Source organism: Chloroflexota bacterium, assembly GCA_034717495.1.
Lineage (GTDB): Bacteria > Chloroflexota > Anaerolineae > JAAEKA01 > JAAEKA01 > JAYELL01.
This window is the reverse complement of sequence record JAYELL010000051.1, coordinates 1-20,791: the sequence shown is the minus strand read 5'-3', so window position 1 is coordinate 20,791 and position 20,791 is coordinate 1. Positions and strand designations below refer to the sequence as shown.

The 20,791-nt window shown below is 56.3% G+C and carries 21 protein-coding genes; 13 read left to right on the top strand and 8 right to left on the bottom strand.

What is annotated here, in order from left to right; all coding sequences use genetic code 11:
- Nucleotides 1-56 precede the first annotated feature (56 nt).
- Together U9R25_09785 and U9R25_09780 are read right to left on the bottom strand one after the other, a co-directional pair.
- On the bottom strand, nt 57-1,874 hold the full coding sequence (locus U9R25_09785) for an ABC transporter ATP-binding protein (protein ID MEA3336187.1): 1,818 nt from the start codon (nt 1,872-1,874) through the stop codon (nt 57-59).
- Nucleotides 1,871-3,658 carry an ABC transporter ATP-binding protein gene (locus U9R25_09780; GenBank protein ID MEA3336186.1) on the bottom strand — a complete coding sequence of 596 codons (1,788 nt, stop codon included), beginning with the start codon at nt 3,656-3,658 and terminating at the stop codon, nt 1,871-1,873. Before U9R25_09780 ends, U9R25_09785 begins: the two co-directional genes overlap by 4 nt.
- A gap of 264 nt (nt 3,659-3,922) precedes the next feature.
- Between U9R25_09780 and U9R25_09775 the strand changes: the two genes are divergently transcribed.
- The 9 genes from U9R25_09775 (at nt 3,923) to U9R25_09735 (ending at nt 12,238) form a co-directional block, all read left to right on the top strand.
- The gene (locus tag U9R25_09775; protein MEA3336185.1) at nt 3,923-4,690 is read left to right on the top strand and encodes a hypothetical protein; all 768 of its coding nucleotides are present in this window, start codon (nt 3,923-3,925) and stop codon (nt 4,688-4,690) included.
- A 197-nt stretch (nt 4,691-4,887) separates the two neighbouring features.
- Nucleotides 4,888-5,571 carry a response regulator transcription factor gene (locus U9R25_09770; GenBank protein MEA3336184.1) on the top strand — a complete coding sequence of 228 codons (684 nt, stop codon included), beginning with the start codon at nt 4,888-4,890 and terminating at the stop codon, nt 5,569-5,571.
- Nucleotides 5,568-6,920 (top strand): ATP-binding protein, encoded by a 1,353-nt coding sequence (locus U9R25_09765; protein MEA3336183.1) that lies wholly within the window; start codon nt 5,568-5,570, stop codon nt 6,918-6,920. Before U9R25_09770 ends, U9R25_09765 begins: the two co-directional genes overlap by 4 nt.
- A 105-nt stretch (nt 6,921-7,025) precedes the next feature.
- Nucleotides 7,026-8,402, top strand: coding sequence for an alpha/beta fold hydrolase (locus U9R25_09760; protein MEA3336182.1), 1,377 nt, complete (start codon nt 7,026-7,028; stop codon nt 8,400-8,402).
- 651 nt (nt 8,403-9,053) lie between these two features.
- Nucleotides 9,054-9,206: a tyrosine-type recombinase/integrase gene (locus U9R25_09755; GenBank protein MEA3336181.1), complete on the top strand. Its 153-nt coding sequence runs from the start codon at nt 9,054-9,056 to the stop codon at nt 9,204-9,206.
- Nucleotides 9,200-9,370 (top strand): transposase zinc-binding domain-containing protein, encoded by a 171-nt coding sequence (locus U9R25_09750; protein ID MEA3336180.1) that lies wholly within the window; start codon nt 9,200-9,202, stop codon nt 9,368-9,370. The genes U9R25_09755 and U9R25_09750 overlap by 7 nt, the downstream gene beginning before the upstream one ends.
- Before the next feature lie 501 nt (nt 9,371-9,871).
- Nucleotides 9,872-10,900 (top strand): SAM-dependent methyltransferase, encoded by a 1,029-nt coding sequence (locus tag U9R25_09745; protein ID MEA3336179.1) that lies wholly within the window; start codon nt 9,872-9,874, stop codon nt 10,898-10,900.
- Between the two features lie 106 nt (nt 10,901-11,006).
- Nucleotides 11,007-11,165, top strand: coding sequence for a hypothetical protein (locus U9R25_09740; protein ID MEA3336178.1), 159 nt, complete (start codon nt 11,007-11,009; stop codon nt 11,163-11,165).
- A 41-nt stretch (nt 11,166-11,206) separates the two neighbouring features.
- Nucleotides 11,207-12,238: an alpha/beta fold hydrolase gene (locus tag U9R25_09735; GenBank protein MEA3336177.1), complete on the top strand. Its 1,032-nt coding sequence runs from the start codon at nt 11,207-11,209 to the stop codon at nt 12,236-12,238.
- 440 nt (nt 12,239-12,678) lie between these two features.
- Here the strand turns inward: U9R25_09735 and U9R25_09730 are convergent, their stop codons facing one another.
- From U9R25_09730 to U9R25_09715, 4 genes are all read right to left on the bottom strand, one after another.
- The gene (locus tag U9R25_09730; GenBank protein MEA3336176.1) at nt 12,679-13,836 is read right to left on the bottom strand and encodes a hypothetical protein; all 1,158 of its coding nucleotides are present in this window, start codon (nt 13,834-13,836) and stop codon (nt 12,679-12,681) included.
- A 1-nt stretch (nt 13,837) separates the two neighbouring features.
- Nucleotides 13,838-14,413 carry an RNA polymerase sigma factor gene (locus tag U9R25_09725; GenBank protein ID MEA3336175.1) on the bottom strand — a complete coding sequence of 192 codons (576 nt, stop codon included), beginning with the start codon at nt 14,411-14,413 and terminating at the stop codon, nt 13,838-13,840.
- Between the two features lie 243 nt (nt 14,414-14,656).
- On the bottom strand, nt 14,657-15,652 hold the full coding sequence (locus U9R25_09720) for a type I phosphomannose isomerase catalytic subunit (protein ID MEA3336174.1): 996 nt from the start codon (nt 15,650-15,652) through the stop codon (nt 14,657-14,659).
- A 71-nt stretch (nt 15,653-15,723) separates the two neighbouring features.
- On the bottom strand, nt 15,724-16,227 hold the full coding sequence (locus U9R25_09715; GenBank protein ID MEA3336173.1) for a DinB family protein: 504 nt from the start codon (nt 16,225-16,227) through the stop codon (nt 15,724-15,726).
- 170 nt (nt 16,228-16,397) lie between these two features.
- On the opposite strand from U9R25_09715, the gene ybaK reads away from it, so the two are divergent.
- The 3 genes from ybaK (at nt 16,398) to U9R25_09700 (ending at nt 19,457) form a co-directional block, all read left to right on the top strand.
- A complete protein-coding gene (gene ybaK / locus U9R25_09710) occupies nt 16,398-16,865 on the top strand; it encodes a Cys-tRNA(Pro) deacylase (GenBank protein MEA3336172.1) in 468 nt (155 codons plus the stop codon).
- A gap of 96 nt (nt 16,866-16,961) precedes the next feature.
- On the top strand, nt 16,962-18,101 hold the full coding sequence (locus U9R25_09705; GenBank protein MEA3336171.1) for a uroporphyrinogen decarboxylase family protein: 1,140 nt from the start codon (nt 16,962-16,964) through the stop codon (nt 18,099-18,101).
- Nucleotides 18,102-18,134: 33 nt separating this feature from the next.
- Nucleotides 18,135-19,457 carry a hypothetical protein gene (locus tag U9R25_09700; GenBank protein MEA3336170.1) on the top strand — a complete coding sequence of 441 codons (1,323 nt, stop codon included), beginning with the start codon at nt 18,135-18,137 and terminating at the stop codon, nt 19,455-19,457.
- Between the two features lie 14 nt (nt 19,458-19,471).
- Here the strand turns inward: U9R25_09700 and folK are convergent, their stop codons facing one another.
- Together folK and folB are read right to left on the bottom strand one after the other, a co-directional pair.
- Nucleotides 19,472-19,999: a 2-amino-4-hydroxy-6-hydroxymethyldihydropteridine diphosphokinase gene (folK, locus tag U9R25_09695; GenBank protein MEA3336169.1), complete on the bottom strand. Its 528-nt coding sequence runs from the start codon at nt 19,997-19,999 to the stop codon at nt 19,472-19,474.
- Nucleotides 19,996-20,370 (bottom strand): dihydroneopterin aldolase, encoded by a 375-nt coding sequence (folB, locus tag U9R25_09690; GenBank protein ID MEA3336168.1) that lies wholly within the window; start codon nt 20,368-20,370, stop codon nt 19,996-19,998. The genes folK and folB overlap by 4 nt, the downstream gene beginning before the upstream one ends.
- A gap of 168 nt (nt 20,371-20,538) precedes the next feature.
- On the opposite strand from folB, the gene U9R25_09685 reads away from it, so the two are divergent.
- Nucleotides 20,539-20,791, top strand: a 253-nt coding sequence (locus U9R25_09685) for a hypothetical protein (protein ID MEA3336167.1), incomplete at its 3' end; no start/stop codon positions are given.

Sequence of the window (20,791 nt, the reverse complement as noted above, 5' to 3'; positions counted from 1 at the left end):
AATGGTGCACCTCCGCGAGCACGAGTTCCATATCCGCCAGGCTCCGGGTGAAAGCTCTACTGATCTCTGAACTGGCTCATGTAGAGGTTGTGGTAAAAGCCGCCCTGATCCAACAATTCCTCGTGGGTTCCCTCTTCGATGATCTCTCCACCGTTGACGACCAGTATCCTGTCCGCATCGCGTACCGTGCTGAGCCGGTGGGCAATCACAAAGGAGGTCCTGCCTTCCATCAGGCGCAGCAGCGCTTCCTGAATCTGTTGTTCGGTGCGGGAATCCACACTGCTGGTTGCCTCGTCCAATATCAGGATACTGGGATCGGCCAGCACGGCCCGGGCTATGGCCAGCAACTGGCGTTGTCCCTCGCTGAAGTTGTGCCCTTGCTCCGAGACCTGGGTCTGATAGCCTCCGGGAAGACGGCGGATGAACCAGTCGGCGTTAGCCAGCCTGGCTGCAGCCACGACCTCCTCGTCGCTGGCTTTCAGTCGCCCGTAGCGAATATTGTCCATCACCGTGCCGGAGAACAGAAATGTGTCCTGCAGGACGATCCCCAGGTGTTGCCGAAGCGCAGCCTGCCGGAGATCCCGGATGTCCTGTCCATCGATCGTGATGGCTCCCTCAGCCACGTCGTAAAACCGGCTCAGCAGGTTGATAATCGTGGTTTTTCCACCGCCGGTGGGCCCCACCAGCGCGATAGTCTGTCCCGGCGTCGCATGGAAGTTGACGTGATGCAGCACCGGTTTTCCTGGATCATAGGCAAAGGTGACATCCTCAAAACTGACAGAACCCTCTAACCTTGCCAGCGGCTGGGCATCTGGCTTATCCTGCACCGACGGTTGGGCATCCAATACCTCGAAAATGCGCTCTGCCCCTGCAAGAGCGGACTGCAGATTGTTGTAAAGCATGGCGATAGAGCGCATGGGACGGAAGAAAATCATGATGTAGACAACGAAGGTTGCCAGGACGCCCACCGTCACGACGCCCTGGATAGCCAACCAGCCGCCCAGAAGAGCAGTGGCAGCAATGGTGATCGTGCTCATGGTGGTGAACATGGGCCCCAACGCGGCGCTGATGACATCCGCCCGAACACCAGCTTGCCGATTGGCCCAGTTGACCTCCCGAAACTGCGCTTCGGTTTCCGATGAGCGGGCAAAGGCCTGCACGACACGAATTCCAGCGATATTTTCCTCCATGATGGCATTGAGCACGCCCAGACTGCGTTGAACATCCCGAAAGGCCAATCGACTGCGCCGGGTGACCAGGCTGGTCAGATAAAGCATGAAGGGCAGGATAATCAGCGTGCCCATGGCCAGTTGCCAGCTAAGCAAAAACATGGCCACCATGATGCCACCCAACATCAAGACATTGGTGATGAACTGGACAAGGCCATTGCTCAGGACGCGGTTGATGGCCTCAGTGTCATTGGTGATGCGGCTCATCAGGTCGCCAACCCTGTGGCGGTCGTGGTAGGCCATGGAAAGACGCTGGATGTGAGCGAAGAGTTGCAGGCGGATGTCGGCCATCAGCTCCTGGGCGATATCGACCATCATAACGCCATAAACAATCGCGGCAACCCCCCCAACCAGATAAAAGGCCAGCATGATCAAACAAATGCGCAAAAGGCCTGCCACATCAGCGGGGATCACGTAGTTGTCGATGGCCTTGCCCAGGAGAATTGGACCGGCCAGCATTGCTGCCGTATTACCTGCTACCAGCAGGGCGACAAGGATGAGTCGCCCGCGATAGGGGCGTGCATAGCTGAACAGGCGCCGCACAGCTGAGCGGCTGTCCAGCGCACTTTCACCGGAGGGCCGACCGCCTCCGATGCCAAGACGAACACGTTGTGGTTGCTGTTTACCTGGCTGGTGGGCTGTCATTGTGGCTGCTGATCCATGGTCGATTGGCTATCAAGTGGCAGTTGATCATGGCCAAGTTGTGATCGGAAGATCTCCTGGTAGATCGGGCTGCTCTCCAGCAATTCCCGGTGGGTGCCCCTGGCGGCAATCTGACCGGCGTCGAGCACCAAAATCTGGTCAGCGTTGAGAACACTGTTGATTCGTTGGGCCACGACAAAGGTGGTCGCCCCGTCGATCAAATTGTCCAGAGCCCGCTGGATGTTGGCCTCGGTTTCCAGATCGACAGCACTCGTACTATCGTCCAGGATCAATATTCTTGGGGATATCAGCAGGGCGCGCGCAATGGCGATGCGCTGCTTCTGGCCGCCCGACAGATTGGCGCCTCGTTCCTCGACCAGACTGTCGTAGGCCTCGGGCATTGCCAAAATAAAATCGTGGGCCTGGGCAGCTTCTGCAGCGGCTATAACCTCTTCCAGGGGCGCGTCCGGCCTGCCGTAGGCGATGTTCTCTCGTACTGTACCGCTAAACAAGGTCGTCTGCTGAAGAACCACGCCAATTCGCGACCGGAGCACCTTCGGATCCCAATCCCGTACATCGATGCCGTCTACCAGAAGTTGGCCCCCGCCTACATCGTAGAAACGGGGAATCAAATTGACAAGGGTACTCTTTCCGGAGCCAGTGGCACCCAACAGGGCGATCTGTTGGCCTGGCTCCACAACCAGGCTGAGGTGATCGAGCACCTTTTCTGTGCTTGCACCGTTGTTGTTCCCCTGGTAACCGAAGGAGATATCGTCGAAGATGACGCGGCCCTGGACGACTGGCGCCGTGTGGGCCGGCTCCGGGACTCGAATTGCAGCCTGCACGTCCATGACTTCAAAAACCCGTTCGGTGGAGGCCTGAGCGCGTGAGACCATGGTCAATATATTGCCCAGAAGCAGCAGGGGTGCCATGCCAATCATGAGATAGCTGGTAAAGGCCACCAACTGGCCGATCGACAATCTTTCGCCGATAACGCTCAGGCCGCCAAACCAGAGAACAGCGACGATGCCCAGATTGGTGAGAATTCCAAGCACTGGCAGCGCGATGGCAAGCAGTCGGCCAACGCGGATATGTTCGTTCATATAGGCTTCATTGACAACGGCGAAGCGGCCGATCTCGAAGCGTTCTCGTACGAAGGCCTTGATCACCTGTACTCCGGCCAGGTTTTCCTGAACGACGGTGTTGAGCAGGGACAGTTTCTCCTGAACTACCAAAAACATGGGTTGCGCCAGGTGCATCACCGTCCAGATGAGCAGGCCTGCCAGGGGAAGAAGAACGAGCATGATCAGCGCCAGTTGCCAGTCGATGATGAACATGAACAGGACGCTGCCGGCGATCATGAGCAAAGCGCGCAGTAAGAGGGCAAGGCCATGGCTCATGAAGGCGCGGATGATGTCCACATCGCCGGCAAGTCGTGTTATAAGCTCACCCGTTTGCATGCGGTCAAGATTGGCAAAGGAAAGGGATTGGACATGTCCGAAAAGCGCTTCACGCATGTCGAATGCCAGACCCTGGGACAACAGGGCCCGGCAGACTCCCTGGCCCAGGGCTGCCAGTGCGCCGAAAAAGGCGGCAAGCAGCATCAGTAGTGAACTTTGAACGATAACGTTCATGTCACCCTGGCGAATGCCATCATCGATGATCACCCGCAACTGGCGTGGCACGACGAGTTCCATGGCCACAGGCAGAATGACGGTGATCACTAACAAGAGGATGATGTGCCAGTAGGGGCGCATGAAGGGCCCCAGTCGCTTCAACGACTCCACGAGACCTCCGGATTCAACACGGGGATATGCAGCGATGTTGCCGATTCATTTATCGTCAACCTGGAAGAGACAATCAGCTTCCGGGAAACTCCCAGCTTCCTGGAAGTTCCAATAGTATAGGCCGGTTGCTCCATTTTGGGAAAACAGCCATTAACGGATTTCAAATGCTTTCTTCATATTTCCTTTACAGGTTTGATGTATCCTGAGATCAGATCGGTTCAATCGATCTGGTCAACTGAAACGAGACAAGGAGCAAATTAACAGATGAAACGTATCAAGAAGTGGACAAGTATAGCGGGTGTGGGCCTGGCAGTGATGATACTGGCCATGGTAGCACTTCCAGCAGCAGCCTCCGGTGTGGATGCCGCACCGGTCGATCACCGGGGTCCGGTCGCTGGTGGACCCAACAATCATGAGTACCTGGCTGAGGCGTTGGGCATTCCGGTAGAGGCGCTGGATGCTGCCCAGGAAGCAGCCCGTGAGGCCGCTATTCAGCAGGCACTGGACGAGGGCCTGATTACGGAAGCGCAGGCCGATGTTCTTCTGGAGCGCAAGGCTGCTTCCGTCCGGGTTTTCAAGGATCATCGCGGTTTCTTCGGCGAGACCATTGACCCGCAGGCACTTTTGGCAGAAGCGCTGGGAATCAGCGTCGCCGAACTCGAAAACGCCAGGGACGCGGCCGCGGCAGCCAGGCTTGCCCAGGCTGTCGAAGATGGTCGCATCACCCAGGAACAGGCGGACCTGATGCAGGCCCGTCAGGACCTGAGAGAGTACATGGACGACATTAACTTTGGCGAAAGTATGCGGCAAGCCTATGAAAACGCTTTGCAGCAGGCGGTGGCCGCCGGGGTCATTACCCAGGAACAGGCGGATTCTATTCTAAGCAATGGTCCTGTCATGCGAGGCTTTGCACCGAAAGGTGGGCACCGGTTCGACACATTCCGGGGAGGTGGCAGTGGTGACTTCACTCCCTTCCAGCGCAACTTCAGGAGACCCGCCAGACCCGCTCTTCCCGGTTCGCTGAGCCTGTAAGTAGCAGTCGGCCCCGAAACAATGGCCTGAAGCGTGGCAATGTCTGCCACGCTTCAGGTCGCGTTCATGTGTCTGGAAGCGCCCCGACTTGACATCAGGCACGCAACCAGTAGACTTATGGAGCTGATGTTACGCATGTCTGGTGACCGCTGACCGCCGTCTGCGGTCTGTCGTCCGCCGTCTTCTGGAAGTTAGCCATGGTAAAGACCATTCTGATCGTCGACGACAAAAAAGAACTGCGGGTTATGCTGAAGGCTTACCTGGAACAGGAGAGTTTCCGGGTGGTCACGGCGGCGACAGGCAAGGAGGCGCTGTTTGTGGCTCGCCATGAGAAACCCGATCTCATTGTTTTGGATCTGATGATGCCAGAAATGGGAGGATTTGATTTCATGCGGGCCTATCGCCGGGAGGCGGATGTGCCGGTCATCATGCTGACGGCAAAGCTTACCGAAAGTGATAAGGTTCTGGGCCTCGAGCTTGGTGCCGACGATTATGTTTGCAAACCCTTCAGCATGCGCGAACTGACCGCTCGAATTCGTGCTGTATTCAGGCGTGTTGACAGGCAATCGCTACGGAGTGACCTCCTCCGCTCAGCAGATATCACGCTCGATCGGGAAACCCGGTTTGTCACCGTGGACGACCGTCGCGTTGAACTGACCCCATCGGAGTTCGAATTGCTGGCGGTTTTCATGACGGCTCCCGGCCGGGCATTTTCCCGCAGTGATCTTCTCGACCGGTTGCAGGGTGACGATTATGAGGGATTCGAACGTACGATCGATGTTCATATACGCAATCTGCGGTCCAAGATTGAAGCCAATCCCGGTGAACCTCGTTATATCGAAACAATCTACGGGGTTGGGTATCGCTTTGTGGCGGAATGAAGCTACTTGAATCAACCATGCGTTCCCTGACCTTCAAACTCACTCTGGCCTTTCTGATCGTCGGTCTGACCGGCGCGGTTCTGGTCGCGTCGTTTGTCGGACTGCGCACACAACAGGCGTTTGATCTCTTTGTCCTGGACCGCTATCAGGTCGATTTGGTTGAGCGCCTGGGAAACTATTTCGAGCGGAATGGAAGTTGGCAGGGGGTCGGAAACTCGGTGCTACGGTTACCGACCAGGCCCGTTGTCCTGGCCGATGCCAACCGGGTCGTGCGGTGGGCGGCTTCGCGCACTATGCTGGGACACGAACTGCGGCAGGAGATGGCGTCCAGGTCAATCCCGATCAAGCATAACGGCGAAGTCATTGGTTTGGTTCTGTTTCTGGATCACGGCCCGTCGCGACTTGCTTCACGAGGTTCGCCGGAAGCTGACTTTATCAGGCGGTTAAGGGAGGCAGTTATTTTCGGTGCAATGGGAGCTGCTTTGATCGCTCTTATTCTTGGCATTATTCTGGCCCGCAGCATATCCGGGCCTGTGCGAGAGTTAACAGCGGCGACGAAAGTGATCGCGCAGGGGGAACTTGGCCATCAGGTCCAGGTGCGCACCCAGGATGAACTGGGTGAATTGGCCGAGTCCTTCAATCAGATGAGTCAGGATCTGGCCAGAGCCAGCCAGTTACGGCGCCAGATGAGCGCTGACATTGCCCACGAACTGCGCACTCCTCTCAGCGTTATCATGGGTTATACGGAAGCCTTGTCCGATGGCAAGCTGCATGGCTCGCCAGAGATGTACGATGCCATGCACGGCGAGGTGCGGCTGTTGGGCCATCTGATCGATGATCTGCGGATCCTTTCTCTTGCCGATGCCGGGGAACTGCCGTTGCATCGACGGCCTACGGCGCCGGTCGATCTATTGGAGCGTACGGCGGTGGCCTACGGGGGGCACGCTGCGGCCGATGGCATCACGCTTCAGGTTGGCGCGGCGCAGGATATGGCGTTGATCGACGTGGATCCCGACCGCATGGCGCAGGTGTTGGGCAACCTTGTCAGCAATGCGCTGCGTCATACAGCGCAAGGTGGTACGGTCCTGCTGTCTGGCTCGGTCAGCGGCGACAACGTGATCCTTTCGGTTCAGGACAGCGGAAGCGGTATTGAGCCGGAACACCTTCCTAATATCTTCAAACGCTTCTACCGTGCCGACGAGGCCCGTACGGGAAACGGCGAGTCGGGCCTTGGTCTGGCTATTGCCAAATCGATTGTCGAGGCCCACGGAGGCAGCATTCTGGCGGAAAATGTGCCTGGTGCGGGAGCCCGGTTTAGCATTGTGCTGCCGACCGCGGATACAGGCTGACACTATGTCAGAATGTCAGCTTGTCAGAATATCAGAATGTCGGAATGTCAGAATGTCAGAATTCTGCGTCTTGACATCATGTCGGCATGACGGAGTAGATGATTGATGCGTCGCATTTTATTGTTGATTGGATTCGTGGTGGCCCTGGTCGGGTGTGGTGGTCGGCAGCAGCCTTCTGCTACCCCTTGGGCAACCGGGACGGCAGTGTTGGCACCCACCGCCACATCGATCCCCGCGGCGGCGCCTACACCGAGCCCGACGGCGACGCGGAGGTCGACGCCAACGGTTTCGCCCACGCCAACCGATACGCCCAGCCCAACCCCGACGCCGATTCATCCCCTCTCGATCGAATATCTGCGGCAACAGAGCTACCCGGGCAGCCGGTTGGTGATCGAGGAGACACTGGCGCCGGGCAGCAATTACGATCGGTATATTGCCTCCTATGCTTCAGAGAGGTTGAAACAGTATGGGCTGTTGACGGTACCGCGCGGCCAGAAACCGGAAAACGGTTGGCCCGTGATCGTTTTCAACCATGGCTACATTGCCCCAAGTAAATATCGCACTACGGAACGTTACGTGGCCTACGTCGATGGTTTTGCCAGCAACGGCTATATCGTCTTTCGACCAGACTACCGGGGACATGATCGGTCGGAGGGGCGGCCTTCCGGTGCTTACAATTCTCCGGCGTATGTGATTGATGTCCTGAACGCGGTGGCGTCACTCAAGCAGTTCCCTGACGCGGATCGGCAGCGCATCGGCATGTGGGGACATTCCATGGGCGGCTGGATCACTCTTCGCTCCATGGTCACCACGGACGACATCAAAGCAGGAGTGATATGGGGTGGGGTGGTAGGCGCCTACGAGGACCTGCTGCTGAGTTGGCGACGGGGGCCAACGCCGACCATCGATCCCAACAGCCTGCGCGGGCGATCCCGTTTTCGCTGGTTAGGGCCCTACGGTTCACCGCAGAGCAATCCCGAATTCTGGCAGGCGATCTCTGCCAACCATTTCCTGGATGATCTCTCGGGACCAATCCAGTTGCATCACGCGCGCGGGGACAAGTCAGTGCCGGTTGAATTCTCAGAGCATCTATATGAGCAGGGCCAGGAAGCCGGCATGCCGGTGGAGTTGTTCACCTACGCTGGCGATAACCATAATATCTCCGGGAATTTCGCTGCAGCCATGGCCAGGTCGCTGCAGTTCTTCGACAAGGTGCTGGACGCACCCATCGCGTGGGCTGACACCGATCAACCGACCGTGTTTTCGGGTGGCGGTCCGGTCAACGTGCGCAGTGGACCTGGGATCGGCTTTGAGGTTGTTGGTCGCATGGAGTCCAATGAGAGTCTGCCGATTCTGGGGCGTAACGAGGATGCCAGCTGGTGGCAGGTGGAGATTGAAACGGGGCCGGCATGGGTCGCCGCCAGCGTCACTATCGCCGCCCATTTCGCCCGGGTGCCAGTGGTAGGGGGCGCTGCCGGCTAGTCAAGGCGACGGTGTGCGCCAATGTTGGCTGTGAGCTCCTGGAGAGTCAGCCAACGGTGATGCGATAGCTCACATACAAGCAGCTGTTGGGCGACCCTTATGACCCCTCCCCCAGCCCGTGCGCAGCCCCCAGAGCGACAGCGAAGGGCTCCCCGAACCGGGGAGGGGAGTCGGGATGACGCTACTCTGCAGACCTCAACCGCTCCCCCTCCCAGATTGGGAGGGGGCCGGGGGGTGGGTCAAGAGCGGCATATTGAGTGCTCCGTGATCCTCGTTGTTCGGGATCATTTGTACTGCAAGAAACTTGGGGATTCTTCGGAGAATTTCTGCTCCCCTCCCGTCTTTTTTTTCTTGACAGAATACCGCTGCAATCTTACAAGGAAAGGGAAACAAAGACCGCTACGTGCCCTTGCCGCAACCCGCTTTGTCAATGCTGCGGTCCTTTTGGGCCCTGTATCGTCATGCGGTATGGCTTTTTCCCACAACGCCGCGACATGGTCAGCCTTTGTCCGCTGCTGAAGCACCGGTGCATGAGAGCAGCGTGCAAAAGGCGCTCCGGGCGGCCGTCCAGGCCAGCGGCATGCAAAAGCACGCCACCGTCCACACGTTGCGTCAGTGCGAAGCCTCCTTTAGGGCTCCTGGGCCACACATATGCTGGAAGCTGGGGTCAACCTGCGCCTGATCCAGATTTGGTTGGGTCATAGCTCCATCAAGGCCACTGCTCGTTACACCCATCTGACCCGTAAATCGGAAGATTTGGCCATGGAAGCCATTGAGCGGGTGATGGATGGGCTGTCATGGTAGAGCTGGCTGAGATCTTTCGCCAGCATGGATCCACCTATCGCCAGAAGTACGGTGACCGCATGCTGCCCAGCCACCTTGCAGCGATGCGCAATATCGAGCAGTGTCGCACAGAGACTCTCGGTGGTCATGTCTATCGCTGTCCTCCTGGGAACATGCTTTCATGACCTTGTTCTGACCGCCATTTGTTGCCAGGTGCTGACTGCTTGAGCCAGGACCTGTGGTTCGTCCTGTCTGTCGATCATTTCCTCTAGCAGGGAACCTTGACACTCTCTGGCAAAGAGGGCTTTCATGGTTCATGACATCAATCGGATCGCCAACTTTGCGTTGACATCTGCCATCTCAGATGCTACAATAATTTCAATGTGGCCACCAGAGGTCACCGGACCCCTGCCAACGGGTTCGTATGCCGTAGGTCCAAATAGCGGTTCTCAGCCGCATAACCCGGCTTAGTTCAACCAAAGTTTATGTGGCGGCTCCCGGCCCGATGGCTCTACAGCCGCAGCCAACACTGACCTAACGATGTCGATTGTCGCTTTGTGTGCCCTGTGCCACATGAAACTCTTTTCCCGTTAGGCGCAATAGCTATGCTGAATTTTGTCGATGACGGTTTTTTTTGCCTTCTATGGCACGAAAAAGCTTTGAAAGTCCATGTGTAGAAGAATCTTATGACAGATAAAAACAAAAAAAAACAGCTTCCCGGAATATTACGTTTCATAATTAAGCTTTTTCAAATCATTCTTTATATACCGATTCAAATAATCTTCATTCCTTTTTTTATTGTTGGACTAGTAGATGGAATGTACAAAGAAATGGTAAATAGCAAGAAACTGGGTGTCTCCTTCTCCGCAGGTCAAGCGCTTCAATTTAGGTGGTTCATGCATTATCTTGAGACCAGGCTGGATCCCCTTTCTGTTGCATTTACAAAAAAATTTCCATGTGAATCACATTTTGGTTTGTGGACGACTATGGGAGCGCTTATCATTTCCCAGCGGTTATTTGGCTTTAAAACCAGGCTTTCAAAAGTTGCTGAACCAGATGAGGCGAACTTAGCTGCCACTTCGGGTAGCCGGGTGGTCACGTTTGACAAGATAATGGAAAAATATGTTGATGAAATGGAGCAGATTGTCCTTCCTGGAGCTGGCTTTGATCTAATAGCCTTGAAAGTTACAAAAGGAAAAAAAGTAAAGGTTTTTGAACTCGACCAGGTTAATACACTAAATGTGAAAGTTGAAACATTGAAAAAAGCAGGTATAAAGCATGATTGGATCACCTATATCCCAGTCGATTATGCAAACGAATCTTGGGCTGATAAACTTTTAGAAACTGGTTTTGACAAAACAAAAAAGACTTTGTTCTTTTGGCAAAGCGTTTCTTTGTATTTAGAAGCTGATATTGTCAAAGAAACACTAAAGGATATGGCTGATTTATGTGTAGACGGAAGTGTCATTGCTCAAGACTTTTATTCCAAAGCATACAGTTTAGGTGAATATTCATTTATTGCTAAAAGAAACATGAGTTTGATAGAAAGTATGGGAGAGCCTGCGAAATTTGGTATAGATATGTCAGATGATCCTAAAGCGGCAGTTGAATCATTCCTAAAAGAATGCGGATTGAAAATGACAGAATACACTCAATTTGGTGAGAAACTTGATATTGAACCGTTTTACTGTATTGTTGAGGCTGAAAAACCATAAATGGAGAAATAATAACTGCGCCTAACCCTATAATTGGCCCCGAAAACTGGACCACGTGCTAAGGTGTGAAAACCGAGTATAATCAGCACGTGGAGGTGCCAATCTCATGTCCAAGAAACGTCGACAGCACAGCGCCGAGTTCAAGTTCCAGGTGGCGCTAGAGGCTGCGAAGGGAATAGCGACTGTTAGCGAGTTAGCTGCGCCAGCACGTCAGCAGACGATGCGAGAGCTACGCCAGCACGTCAGCAGACGATGCGAGAGCTAGGCGGTGCGTGAGCTAGTCGATACGATATCCATCCGAACCAGGTGAGCGCCTGGAAGCGACAGCTGATAGCAGGAGGAAGCAATCTATTCATCAACCAGAACGGAGCTCGTCGAGAGCGAGAGCAAGAAGCACTGCAATCGGAACTGTACGACCAGATCGGCCGGCTTAAGATGGAGTTGGAGTGGCTGAAAAAAAAGCTACCCGATTCGATTGAGGCCAAGCGGAGCCTGATCGAACGGAATCATCCACGGATCACAGCCCCGGTGCCGTGCATCGTGATGGCGCATGGCCTGGGCGGGACCAAGGCGATGGGTCTCGACCGCTACGAAACCCGCTTTCAGGCTGCCGGTTTCGCCGTTCTGGCATTTGATTACCGTTTCTGGGGTGAGAGCGCCGGTGAACCGCGGGGGTTGATCTGGATTCCACACCAACTGGAAGACTACGCGGCTGCAGTTCGGTACGCTCGAAGCCGCGGGGAGATCGATCCGGAAAGGATTGCCCTTTGGGGAACGTCGATGAGCGGCGGTCACGTGGTCGTGACGGCGGCCCAGGATCATCGAATCGCCTGCATGGCCGCCCAGTGCCCGGGATTAGATGGATTGGTATCCGCGAAGAAAACCTATTCACGGGCTGGAGTTGATCTTCGTATCGCCGTTCATGCCCAGCGGGACCTGGCGCGATCCTGGCTTGGCCTGTTGCCCCATAAGATACCGGTTGTGGGCAAGCCGGGAAACGTCGCCCTGATGACGACGCCAGATGCAATGGATGCTTTTGAACAGTTCATCCCACCCGGTTACATAAACGAGGCCTGTGCGCGAACCGCCATCCGCGGCGACAAATACAGGCCTATCAAACAGGCCCACGAAATTCGCTGCCCGACCCTGCTGCAGATCTGTGAGAAGGATGATCTGTTGCCTGCCGGTGCTGTCGAAGAGACAGCCATGATCCTGGGTGATCTGGCCGAACTCCAACGCTATCCCATTGGGCACTTTGATGTCTACATGGGCGAAAACTTCGAGGCCAGCGTTGCCGACCAGATGGCATTCTTCGAAAGGAATCTTTCCCGGACATGACCATTCTCTCGTTGCTGCGTCGCGTGGTAAAAACCATCTTCGTGGAGATGGACTTCGTCGTTGTCCACCACACCCTGGCCCGGGCGATTTTCTCTACTATACCCTCATCCTGAAACCGATAGTTGATTGAGGAGATGAACCAGACAGCCTTAATTGAGGCTGTCTGGTTCATCAAAGCTATTCGTGTTTGACTGTTGAAAGCCGTTAAGGTCAGGGTTGGAACGGCGGTGGATCTTGTACCTGGTGTTGATTTACCGATCCCTGGCCAACTTGGCCCTGGTTTTGACCGCCGCCAGCGAAAGTTGGGGATGCCACAGCAACCAGGAATGCAACGATAAGCAACAGACTCATAATTCGTTTCTTCATCTGAAATACCTCCGGGAATAGGGTTGAGTTCATTAAATCAGCATAGCGGGTCAATCAATATTGTCATGCCTCCTTTACGAGCGCGGCCTGGACGGTTGACTGTTACCGGGCGGCGTGTGTTGAGGGTCTGGTGGGCGCGTGCCCCGGGGACCGGGACGCGTGGCCTCGGCGGTTGGGGTGGGCGCCGGAGCGACGGTTTCGGCTTCTATCGTCGCTGTGGGCGTCTCCCCAGGATCGGCGCTGGGCCTCACACGCGTTCGCGATGGTCCGGGAGCTACGGGCCGCATTTCGGTTGGCCTTTCTCCCGGCGGTCGAGAAGGCTCCACCGGTTGCTGGCCGGGCGTTGGGGTGCCCGGCGCTGGTCTGGTCCTGCCATCGGGCCTTGAATCCGGTGGCCTGATAGTTGGTTGGCCGGCTCGGGGCGTCCGTGTGGGTGTGTTGAATGGGCCGCCACCGGGTCGCTCATCCCCTGCTTGGGGATCAGGTGGGGTGGAGGTGGATGGATCTGCGGGGTGAGATCCTCCCGGTCGCAGTCGTTCAGCGATGGCGTTGACTTGTTGGGCGGCACTTCGTAGTCTGTGGACTGCGTGCGGCTGAGGCTCGCGCGACGACAGGTGGGTCATGATCTGTGCATGTTCCTGTAACCGGTTGGCAATCTGGAAGCGCTGTTCATCCGGCAGGTGGGCACCGTGGGCAGCAGCAGCACCATAGCCTATCAGCAGGGCATCCAGGGCTTCATTGCTCACCTGACCGCTCTCTTCCAGATAGGTTTGCAGATCCATCAACCTGCGGCCAACGGCATGCAATTCTGCCTGCGCCCGCCCTTCGGAGGTTATTTGTAACAGCACGGGCACCCGTTCCAGCATGACTCGCACTGGATAAGCCGGGTCGCCTGGCCGGCTGGCAGCGACCACACCGGAACCCGTCAGGATAACAAACAGCAGGACAACAGCAGCTGTAACAAGGCCGCGCATGGGGCGGGAGCCACTGAGCGTGGCCAGCCAGGAGCGTCTGGCTGATTGATTGGCCAGCGCCTCCCGGAGCATGACCTTGCCGCGCAGGCGCTGGCCATCGCTCAGTCGTTGCTGGCCTAAAACCCGGACTTGCATGGCAGCATCCAGCATGGGCGCCAGTTCTGCCGCATGGCCGGGATATCGCGCCAGGCAATCGGCCAGGGTTTCCCCGGTTTTCAGCTGGTGCAAGCAATCGTCCAGTATCGTCGCCAGGTCCATTTTACAGCTCTTCTCTTTTCAGAAATCGTGCCATTGCTCGTAGCGCCCGATGTTGCAAGGACTTGACAGCGCCTTCCGTCTTGCCCAGCCAGGCCGCCACCTCTGCGTTGCTCATATCTTCACCGAATTTGCCGATAATCACTAGCCGTTGATCCTCGCTCAGTGCTGTCATGGCCTGGGACAGCAGTTCAAATTCCTCTTGCTTCTCCGTTACTTTTTCCGGGTTGCCCCTGGTTGCCGGTAGCGGCCATTGTTCGTTCAGACTTACCTGCGGCAGGCGTTGCTGCTCTCGATAGTGGTCTGTAACCATGTTGGCGGCGATTCGGTAGAGCCAGGCGCTGACGGAGGCTGCTGGCCGGCGTCTGTTGAGCTTGAATCTGCTGATGCGATCGATCACTCGCACGAACAACTCTGTTGTCAGATCTGTGGCCACATCCGGTTCGCCGGTACGCGCCAGCAGGTAGCGGTAAAGTCGGTCGGCGTACAACTCGTACAATGTCTCGACCGCGTCCACCTCGCCTCGCTGGCAGCGGAGGACCAATGTTGTGATCTCTTGATCGGTGATCGCTCGGTGCATGGCCATGCTCATCATAACCAACGGGAAATCTGCCAAACAGATACGGCTGGGCCGATTGGGAAAACTGGAGCCAGTGGGTGTAGTGCGCTGTTGAGAGTGCAGAACAGGAATACCCCTCACTGATGATTGCGTCCGTCGAAGTGTTGTATTGGCCTGGTCCAGGAACAATCGGACCCATACGAGCAGATAGGCCGGCGCAAGCCTGTACTGAGCGTAGTCGAAGTGTATGGAGACTGTACTGATTTAGCCGGGACAATAGCAGCGCAGAGCGATCACATCGGAACGTGCGTGCACCGAAAATGCCCCCATGGCTGCGGGCAGCAGGGCAAATTCCACAGCTTCCAGCGAAACACTTTCTATTTCGGCGGTGCCGTTTACGATCCCCCAAATTTCCAGGGTATTCCCGTTGCACTCGCCTTCGAACGAGGCTCCCCTTTCAAACGCCACTCTCTCGGTGACAAAATAGCGGTTGCTACAGAGAAGCGAGCGCCGCACGCCATCGCGTGTTTCGATCGGCTTTGGGGGAAGGAGCTGCGTTTCGACCTGGTCGAAGTTGATGACATCCATGGCCTTGTCGATGTGCAGAGGACGGGGATGTCCGCTGGCGTCCAGGCGCCCCCAATCGTAGACCCGGTAGGTGGTGTTGGAGTTTTGCTGGATCTCGGCGATGATCAAGCCGCCCATGATCGCATGCAGGGTGCCGGCAGGCACGCACACGTGGTCACCCGCCTTGACCTGGATGCGATGCAGGAAGGGCTCCAGCCGATTTTCGGCAATGGCTTTTTCGAACGCTTCCGGTGTGGTTCCCCGGGTGACGCCGAGTATCAGTTCAGCGCCAGGTTCGGCGTGCAGCACGACCCACATTTCGGTCTTGCCCAGCTCGTTGCCTTCATGGGCCAGGGCGTAGTCATCGTCGGGATGCACCTGGACAGAAAGGGGGCGGTTGGCATCCAACAGTTTGACCAAAAGAGGAAACTTGTGGCGTTCCTGGGCCCAGGCATTGTTGTGGCCGATCAGATCGAGACCCAGGTTGGCGTGTACCTCGGTCAACAGCTGGCCTGCATAAGGGCCGTTGTTGACCGTCGAGGTGCCATCCTCGTGGCCGGCGATCTCCCAGCTTTCAGCGATGATCGTCTCTGGCGGCAGGGTGCGCCCCAGGGTTTCCAGGTTGCGCCCGCCCCAGATATAGGCCTTAAATGCCGGATCGAAAGTCATCGGATACAATGGCTGTTCTGCCATCAGCTTGCTCTCCGTCCAGGTCCAATGGCGCGATTCCGGTCAAACCGGGGTTGGTCGCTGAAGTCCGAAAGCTAGAGATTGTGTTTCTTGCGGATATCCTCGATCTCCGCCGCATGCTCGTCAAGGTGATCAACCAGGACCTGGATCATCTGCGTCACCGTCATCGAGATCTCATCCTGCTCTTGGGGCATCTCGAAGCGGATCTGCTGATCCCAGGCGTCGGGCCTTTGTCGAAGCAGTGCTGTCGTGTCCTCGCGCTGGGCCTTGAACAGCGCCACTGCCGGCTCGATGGCACGATTGGCCCAGTGGAGTGCCTCGGACCAGGGCTCGTTGCCGGGGTAGTCACCCAGTCGCACCTTGCTTCCAGGCGTGCCCACGGCGATCTTTATGAGCAAGCCGTAAACCGGTTCGCCGTCCGCCAGGTGGTGCACGATCTTGCGAATCGGCCACTGATCGGCCGCAACGGCTCGATTCAGATCGCTCTCGCTCAACCCCTCGAGAAGCTCCGATAACTGACCATAGCCGGCTGCGTAGCGTGCCAAGAGTTGATCCTTGGAAGTGGTTTTTTCTGTCATGTTTATTGTCTCCTTGCAGATTTTACCACATCCCGCAAGGGTCGGATAATGAGGCGCAGTGGTTTTTTCTTCCCGCAAGGCTTCATCCTTCTTGCCAGCTTTGCTGCATTGGGGGATAATGGCGACGTAGCCGCTTTTCGTTTTTGATCAACTGCCCGGAGCAAGAAAGCATGACGACCAACGCCATGCGGGTGTTGGAACAGGCCGCAATTCCTTTCGGGGTGCGTCATTTTCCGGTGGGCGAGCAGCATCTTTCCGCCGAACAGGTAGCGGATGCCATCGACATGGCGCCTGAGACTGTCTTCAAAACGCTGATTACCGGCGGCGATCAAGAGCGTCATCTTTTCGCGGTTATTCCGGCAAATACGGAATTGGATCTTAAGGCGCTGGCTTCTCTGTCGGGCCAGAAGCGCCTCAGGCTGGTACCGTTGCGCGATGTTCAGAAACTGACGGGTTACGTGCGCGGCGCCGTCACAGTACTGGCTGCCAGGCGGGCGTTTCCGGTCTTTTTCGATGAAACGGTCGAACTGTGGCCCCGGGTCGCCGTGAGCGCCGGCGAGCGAGGGATGCAATTGGTGTTGGCGCCAGCAGATTTTCTGAGGATCACCGGCGGGCAACTGGGCGATATCGCCCGTTGATCAAGCCGGAAGTATGCTATAATCCCGAATCCCGGTGTCAGCATTCGACCTGAACCGAAAACCTTTCAATCAGTTTGTTAATTGGAGCGAAAACCTATGGACTTGTTTTCCTACGGTACCCCAACCGATCGCCGGGAGCGCGTGCTCAAGGCAGTTCAACACCAGGAAACCGACTATGTACCCTACAACTTCCATGCCATTCCCATGGTATATCACAAGATCATGGACTATTATGGCCTGGCGAGCAGCGAAGAGGTGGCAGACTTCATCGGCAATCATGTGGTCAAGATCGGCACCGATTTCAACTACAATCCGTGGGCAGAGGAGGTGAAGGACCTGGATCTGACACCCAGTGGTGGGCCGGTACATACGAACCTGGATGCCAGCGGCGCTCTCCACGAGGATGAATTTGGCTGCGTCTGGGATCGCACATCGGGCATGCCCCATCCGGTTGCCTATCCGCTGTCGGAGGATTGGCGGTTGTTCGACAGCTATCAGATGCCCGATCCCTTTCGGGAAGGTCGCTTTGACAAAGCCCAGGCTCTGGCGGACCGCTGGCGGGACAGGGCCTTCCTCTTTGGAAAGCTTGGTATGGCCCTCTTCGAGCGCGCCTGGAGTATTCGGGGATTGACTGAATTGATGATGGACATGGTGGAGCGTCCCCAGTTCGTGCACGACCTGTTAGATCGCATTGTGACCGAATGGGACTTGCCTGTCATCGACCAGCAAATCGATATCGGCGTGGATGGATTCTATTTCTCCGACGATTGGGGCACATCGTCCAACATGATGTTCAGTCCGGGGATGTGGCGAAAATTCATCCGGCCGCGACTGAAAACCATTTTCGATCATTGCCACAACCGCGGCGTCTACGTCGGATTGCATTCCGATGGCAAGATTCAAGCCATCTTCCCCGATCTGGTTGAGATCGGCCTGGATATATTCAATCCCCTGGAGCCATCGGTGATGAATCCGGTCGAGATGAAGCAACGCTACGGGGATAAGATCACCTTCTACGGCGGAATCGATGTGGAGCATACCATGCCCTTTGGCACGCCCGAGGAAGTGCGCGCCGAAATCCGGGAGCGCAACGAAACCATGACAACAGGCGGTGGCTACATTCTTCAGACCAGCCATCAGGTTCTCTGGGACACCCCCATGGAGAACATCGTGGCATATATCGAAGAGGTCAGGTCGCTGGCCGGGTTGGAGACACCAACTGTGAACCATGAATGAGATCAGCCAGCTGCTGTCAAGGGGATAATCGCGATGACCGGGATGATGCAGGGCGACTGTAGCTTTGTCGGTTTTGGTTTTGGCGCTATTCAGGCGGGCCTGTTTCTCTATGAGGCACAACGGGCAGGCAACTTTTCCCGTATGGTCGTTGCCGAGGTTTTGCCCGACGTGGTTGCTGCTGTTCGCTCGAACGGCGGGCAGTATCGCGTCAACATCGCCCACGACGATGGGATCGAACGGGCGCAGGTTGGACCGGTCACGTTGCTCGACCCTGGGCAGGAACAGGACCGGGAGCGATTGGTCGAGGCGTTGGCGCAGGCCCACGAGATCGCCACGGCCATTCCCAGTGTTGCCTATTACCGTACGCCCGATCGGGCCAGTCTGCACCGCAGTCTGGCCGATGGTTTGCGATTGAAGGCAAAACGTGGTGGGCCTCGTGCGGTTGTTTACGCTGCAGAAAACCACAACGAAGCGGCCGAGATCCTTCAGGGTGCCTTGTTTTCGCAGATTCCAGCGCAGGAACGGCAGGCCGTCAACGAACGAGTTCAGTTCGTGAATACCGTCATCGGCAAGATGAGTGGCGTGGTTGACGATCCCCGGCAGATCGAAATGCAGGCGTTGGCGCCGATCACGCCCGGCCACGGGCGCGCCTTTCTGGTCGAGGCGTTCAATCGCATTCTGATCTCCCGGATATCGTTTGATGATGAGTCCTTCTCCCGCGGCATCCAGGTTTTCGAGGAGAAAGGGGACCTGCTTCCTTTTGAGGAGGCCAAGCTCTATGGACATAATGCTACCCATGCGCTGGCTGCCTACCTGGGGGCGGTGAGAGGCGTCGAGGCCATTGCCGATCTACAAGGGGTACCCGGCGTAATGCCTTTCCTGAGGTCCGCCTTTTTGCAGGAGTCGGGTGCCGCCTTGATCCGTAAATACCGTGGCGTGGATCCGCTCTTTACTGTCGAGGGCTATCGCCATTATGCTGAGGACCTTTTGACCCGGATGGCCAACCCCTACTTGCAGGACCGGGTAGCGCGGGTGGGTCGCGATCCACAGCGAAAGCTGGGCTGGGACGATCGTCTGATCGGCACAATCCGGCTTGCCATGGCACAGGGGTTGGAGGCCAGGCGGTATGCCCTGGGCGCAGCTGCAGCATTGATCACCCTTGACGAGGCTGCTCTTGCTACATCTCTTCCGGCGTCAGAGTGGTTGCTGCCCTTGTGGCAAAAGGCCGGCGCCGTGGCAGAAGATCAGACTGCTGTGATCGAACAGATTGAGGCAGTAAGGCCGATTCTGGCCCACTGGATAGCTGAAGGGTTCCCTGACCTGGAGTCTCTCTGGGATCGTTACGAACTGGATTGACGAATTCATTTCCGTCAATCCAGGACTGGCCAAATGGCCGGGGCCAGATCGATTTCTTCCTGGCGAATCAGGAACTGCCTGGAGTTGCGCAGGACCCGACAGGCGATATCTTGCAGCCTTTCGCCCGTTTGTGGGTGGACATAATCCGGGGCGACATCGGCGAGCGGCACAACAACGTGGGGATAGAGCAGGATTTCAGGATCAGGTATCTGCCGTTTCCCCAGTGTCAGTACCTCGTTGTTGAAAAGGGAAATGTCCAGATCGATAGTGCGCGGCGCATTTGGGTCGTCGTGACGACGTCTGCCGAGCTGGGCTTCTATCTTGCGTAGCACGGTTTCCTTCAACTGAGCGGCAGACAAAGGAGTCAGCAACATGACAGCCGCGTTGAAAAAGGTGGGATCATCGGGATTGCCCACCGCTTCTGTCTCGTATACAGGAGAAACCGCCAGCAACCGGCCATGTTTTGCCAGCAAATCTACCGCATCGACGAGATTGTCTTCCTTGTCGATGTTCGATCCCAGCGACAGATAGGCAACGTTCATGATGCCTGGAAGTCCTCCGCGCTGCGTTCCACTGTGACACCTACCGACCGGGCGAACCGCAGCGCGCCCGGTTTCTCCACCATGACCTGGGCGCGCTCCACACCAAAATCCACGACAGCGATTTCGGCGATTTTGTGAGCCAGCTTTTCCACCAAAAAGTATTGCGAGTCTTCCACGTGTCCGATGATGGCCTTGGTCAATGATTTGTAGTTGACGGCATCCTCGATGTCATCACTTTCTCCTGCCGTTCGCATGTCGGCGAACAGCGTCAGATTGATGATCACATCCTGCTTCTTGATTCGCTCCTCGGGGTTAATTCCGACAATACAGCGGACGAGCAGGTCGTGGACCTGGATTTGGTCAATTGCCATTTGAACCCTCCATATACTGCGAATAATGGTAACATTTGTTGGTGCCAGCGCGTCTAATTTATGAAATGGAGTGAAGCTGACGGGTCTTGCACATATTTGCTGCTATCATAGGACCTGATCATAGAAAAAAGCTTTGCAAAATATGAAACTATACAGGTGTGCTCGACCATGAAGATGTTTTTCATGTGCAAGCCGGAAAAGGTGACCGGGAACAGGGAAACAAGGTACGCCCTGGCATCAACGAAAAAGAAAGGTTCGAATATGTCTATTCTAAATATCAATGGAACTTCCTACGATCTCTTGAAACAGGATTTCCAGCCGACGATTCATACAAACGGTAATGACCACAGCGGTCCGGCGACAGCCGTAGCAATCGACGGAGAAGTGGGCCAGGAGGCGGTCGAAGGTTCTGTGCGCACGA

Bases quoted from the DNA above. Each gene is read 5' to 3' on its own strand.
- U9R25_09785 (MEA3336187.1), bottom strand. From the start codon at position 1,874: ATGACAGCCCACCAGCCAGGTAAACAGCAACCACAACGTGTTCGTCTT.
- U9R25_09775 (MEA3336185.1), top strand. From the start codon at position 3,923: ATGAAACGTATCAAGAAGTGGACAAGTATAGCGGGTGTGGGCCTGGCA.
- U9R25_09770 (MEA3336184.1), top strand. From the start codon at position 4,888: ATGGTAAAGACCATTCTGATCGTCGACGACAAAAAAGAACTGCGGGTT.
- U9R25_09765 (MEA3336183.1), top strand. From the start codon at position 5,568: ATGAAGCTACTTGAATCAACCATGCGTTCCCTGACCTTCAAACTCACT.
- U9R25_09760 (MEA3336182.1), top strand. From the start codon at position 7,026: ATGCGTCGCATTTTATTGTTGATTGGATTCGTGGTGGCCCTGGTCGGG.
- U9R25_09755 (MEA3336181.1), top strand. From the start codon at position 9,054: ATGCTGGAAGCTGGGGTCAACCTGCGCCTGATCCAGATTTGGTTGGGT.
- U9R25_09750 (MEA3336180.1), top strand. From the start codon at position 9,200: ATGGTAGAGCTGGCTGAGATCTTTCGCCAGCATGGATCCACCTATCGC.
- U9R25_09745 (MEA3336179.1), top strand. From the start codon at position 9,872: ATGACAGATAAAAACAAAAAAAAACAGCTTCCCGGAATATTACGTTTC.
- U9R25_09740 (MEA3336178.1), top strand. From the start codon at position 11,007: ATGTCCAAGAAACGTCGACAGCACAGCGCCGAGTTCAAGTTCCAGGTG.
- U9R25_09730 (MEA3336176.1), bottom strand. From the start codon at position 13,836: ATGGACCTGGCGACGATACTGGACGATTGCTTGCACCAGCTGAAAACC.
- U9R25_09725 (MEA3336175.1), bottom strand. From the start codon at position 14,413: ATGCACCGAGCGATCACCGATCAAGAGATCACAACATTGGTCCTCCGC.
- U9R25_09720 (MEA3336174.1), bottom strand. From the start codon at position 15,652: ATGGCAGAACAGCCATTGTATCCGATGACTTTCGATCCGGCATTTAAG.
- U9R25_09715 (MEA3336173.1), bottom strand. From the start codon at position 16,227: ATGACAGAAAAAACCACTTCCAAGGATCAACTCTTGGCACGCTACGCA.
- ybaK (MEA3336172.1), top strand. From the start codon at position 16,398: ATGACGACCAACGCCATGCGGGTGTTGGAACAGGCCGCAATTCCTTTC.
- U9R25_09705 (MEA3336171.1), top strand. From the start codon at position 16,962: ATGGACTTGTTTTCCTACGGTACCCCAACCGATCGCCGGGAGCGCGTG.
- U9R25_09700 (MEA3336170.1), top strand. From the start codon at position 18,135: ATGACCGGGATGATGCAGGGCGACTGTAGCTTTGTCGGTTTTGGTTTT.
- folK (MEA3336169.1), bottom strand. From the start codon at position 19,999: ATGAACGTTGCCTATCTGTCGCTGGGATCGAACATCGACAAGGAAGAC.
- folB (MEA3336168.1), bottom strand. From the start codon at position 20,370: ATGGCAATTGACCAAATCCAGGTCCACGACCTGCTCGTCCGCTGTATT.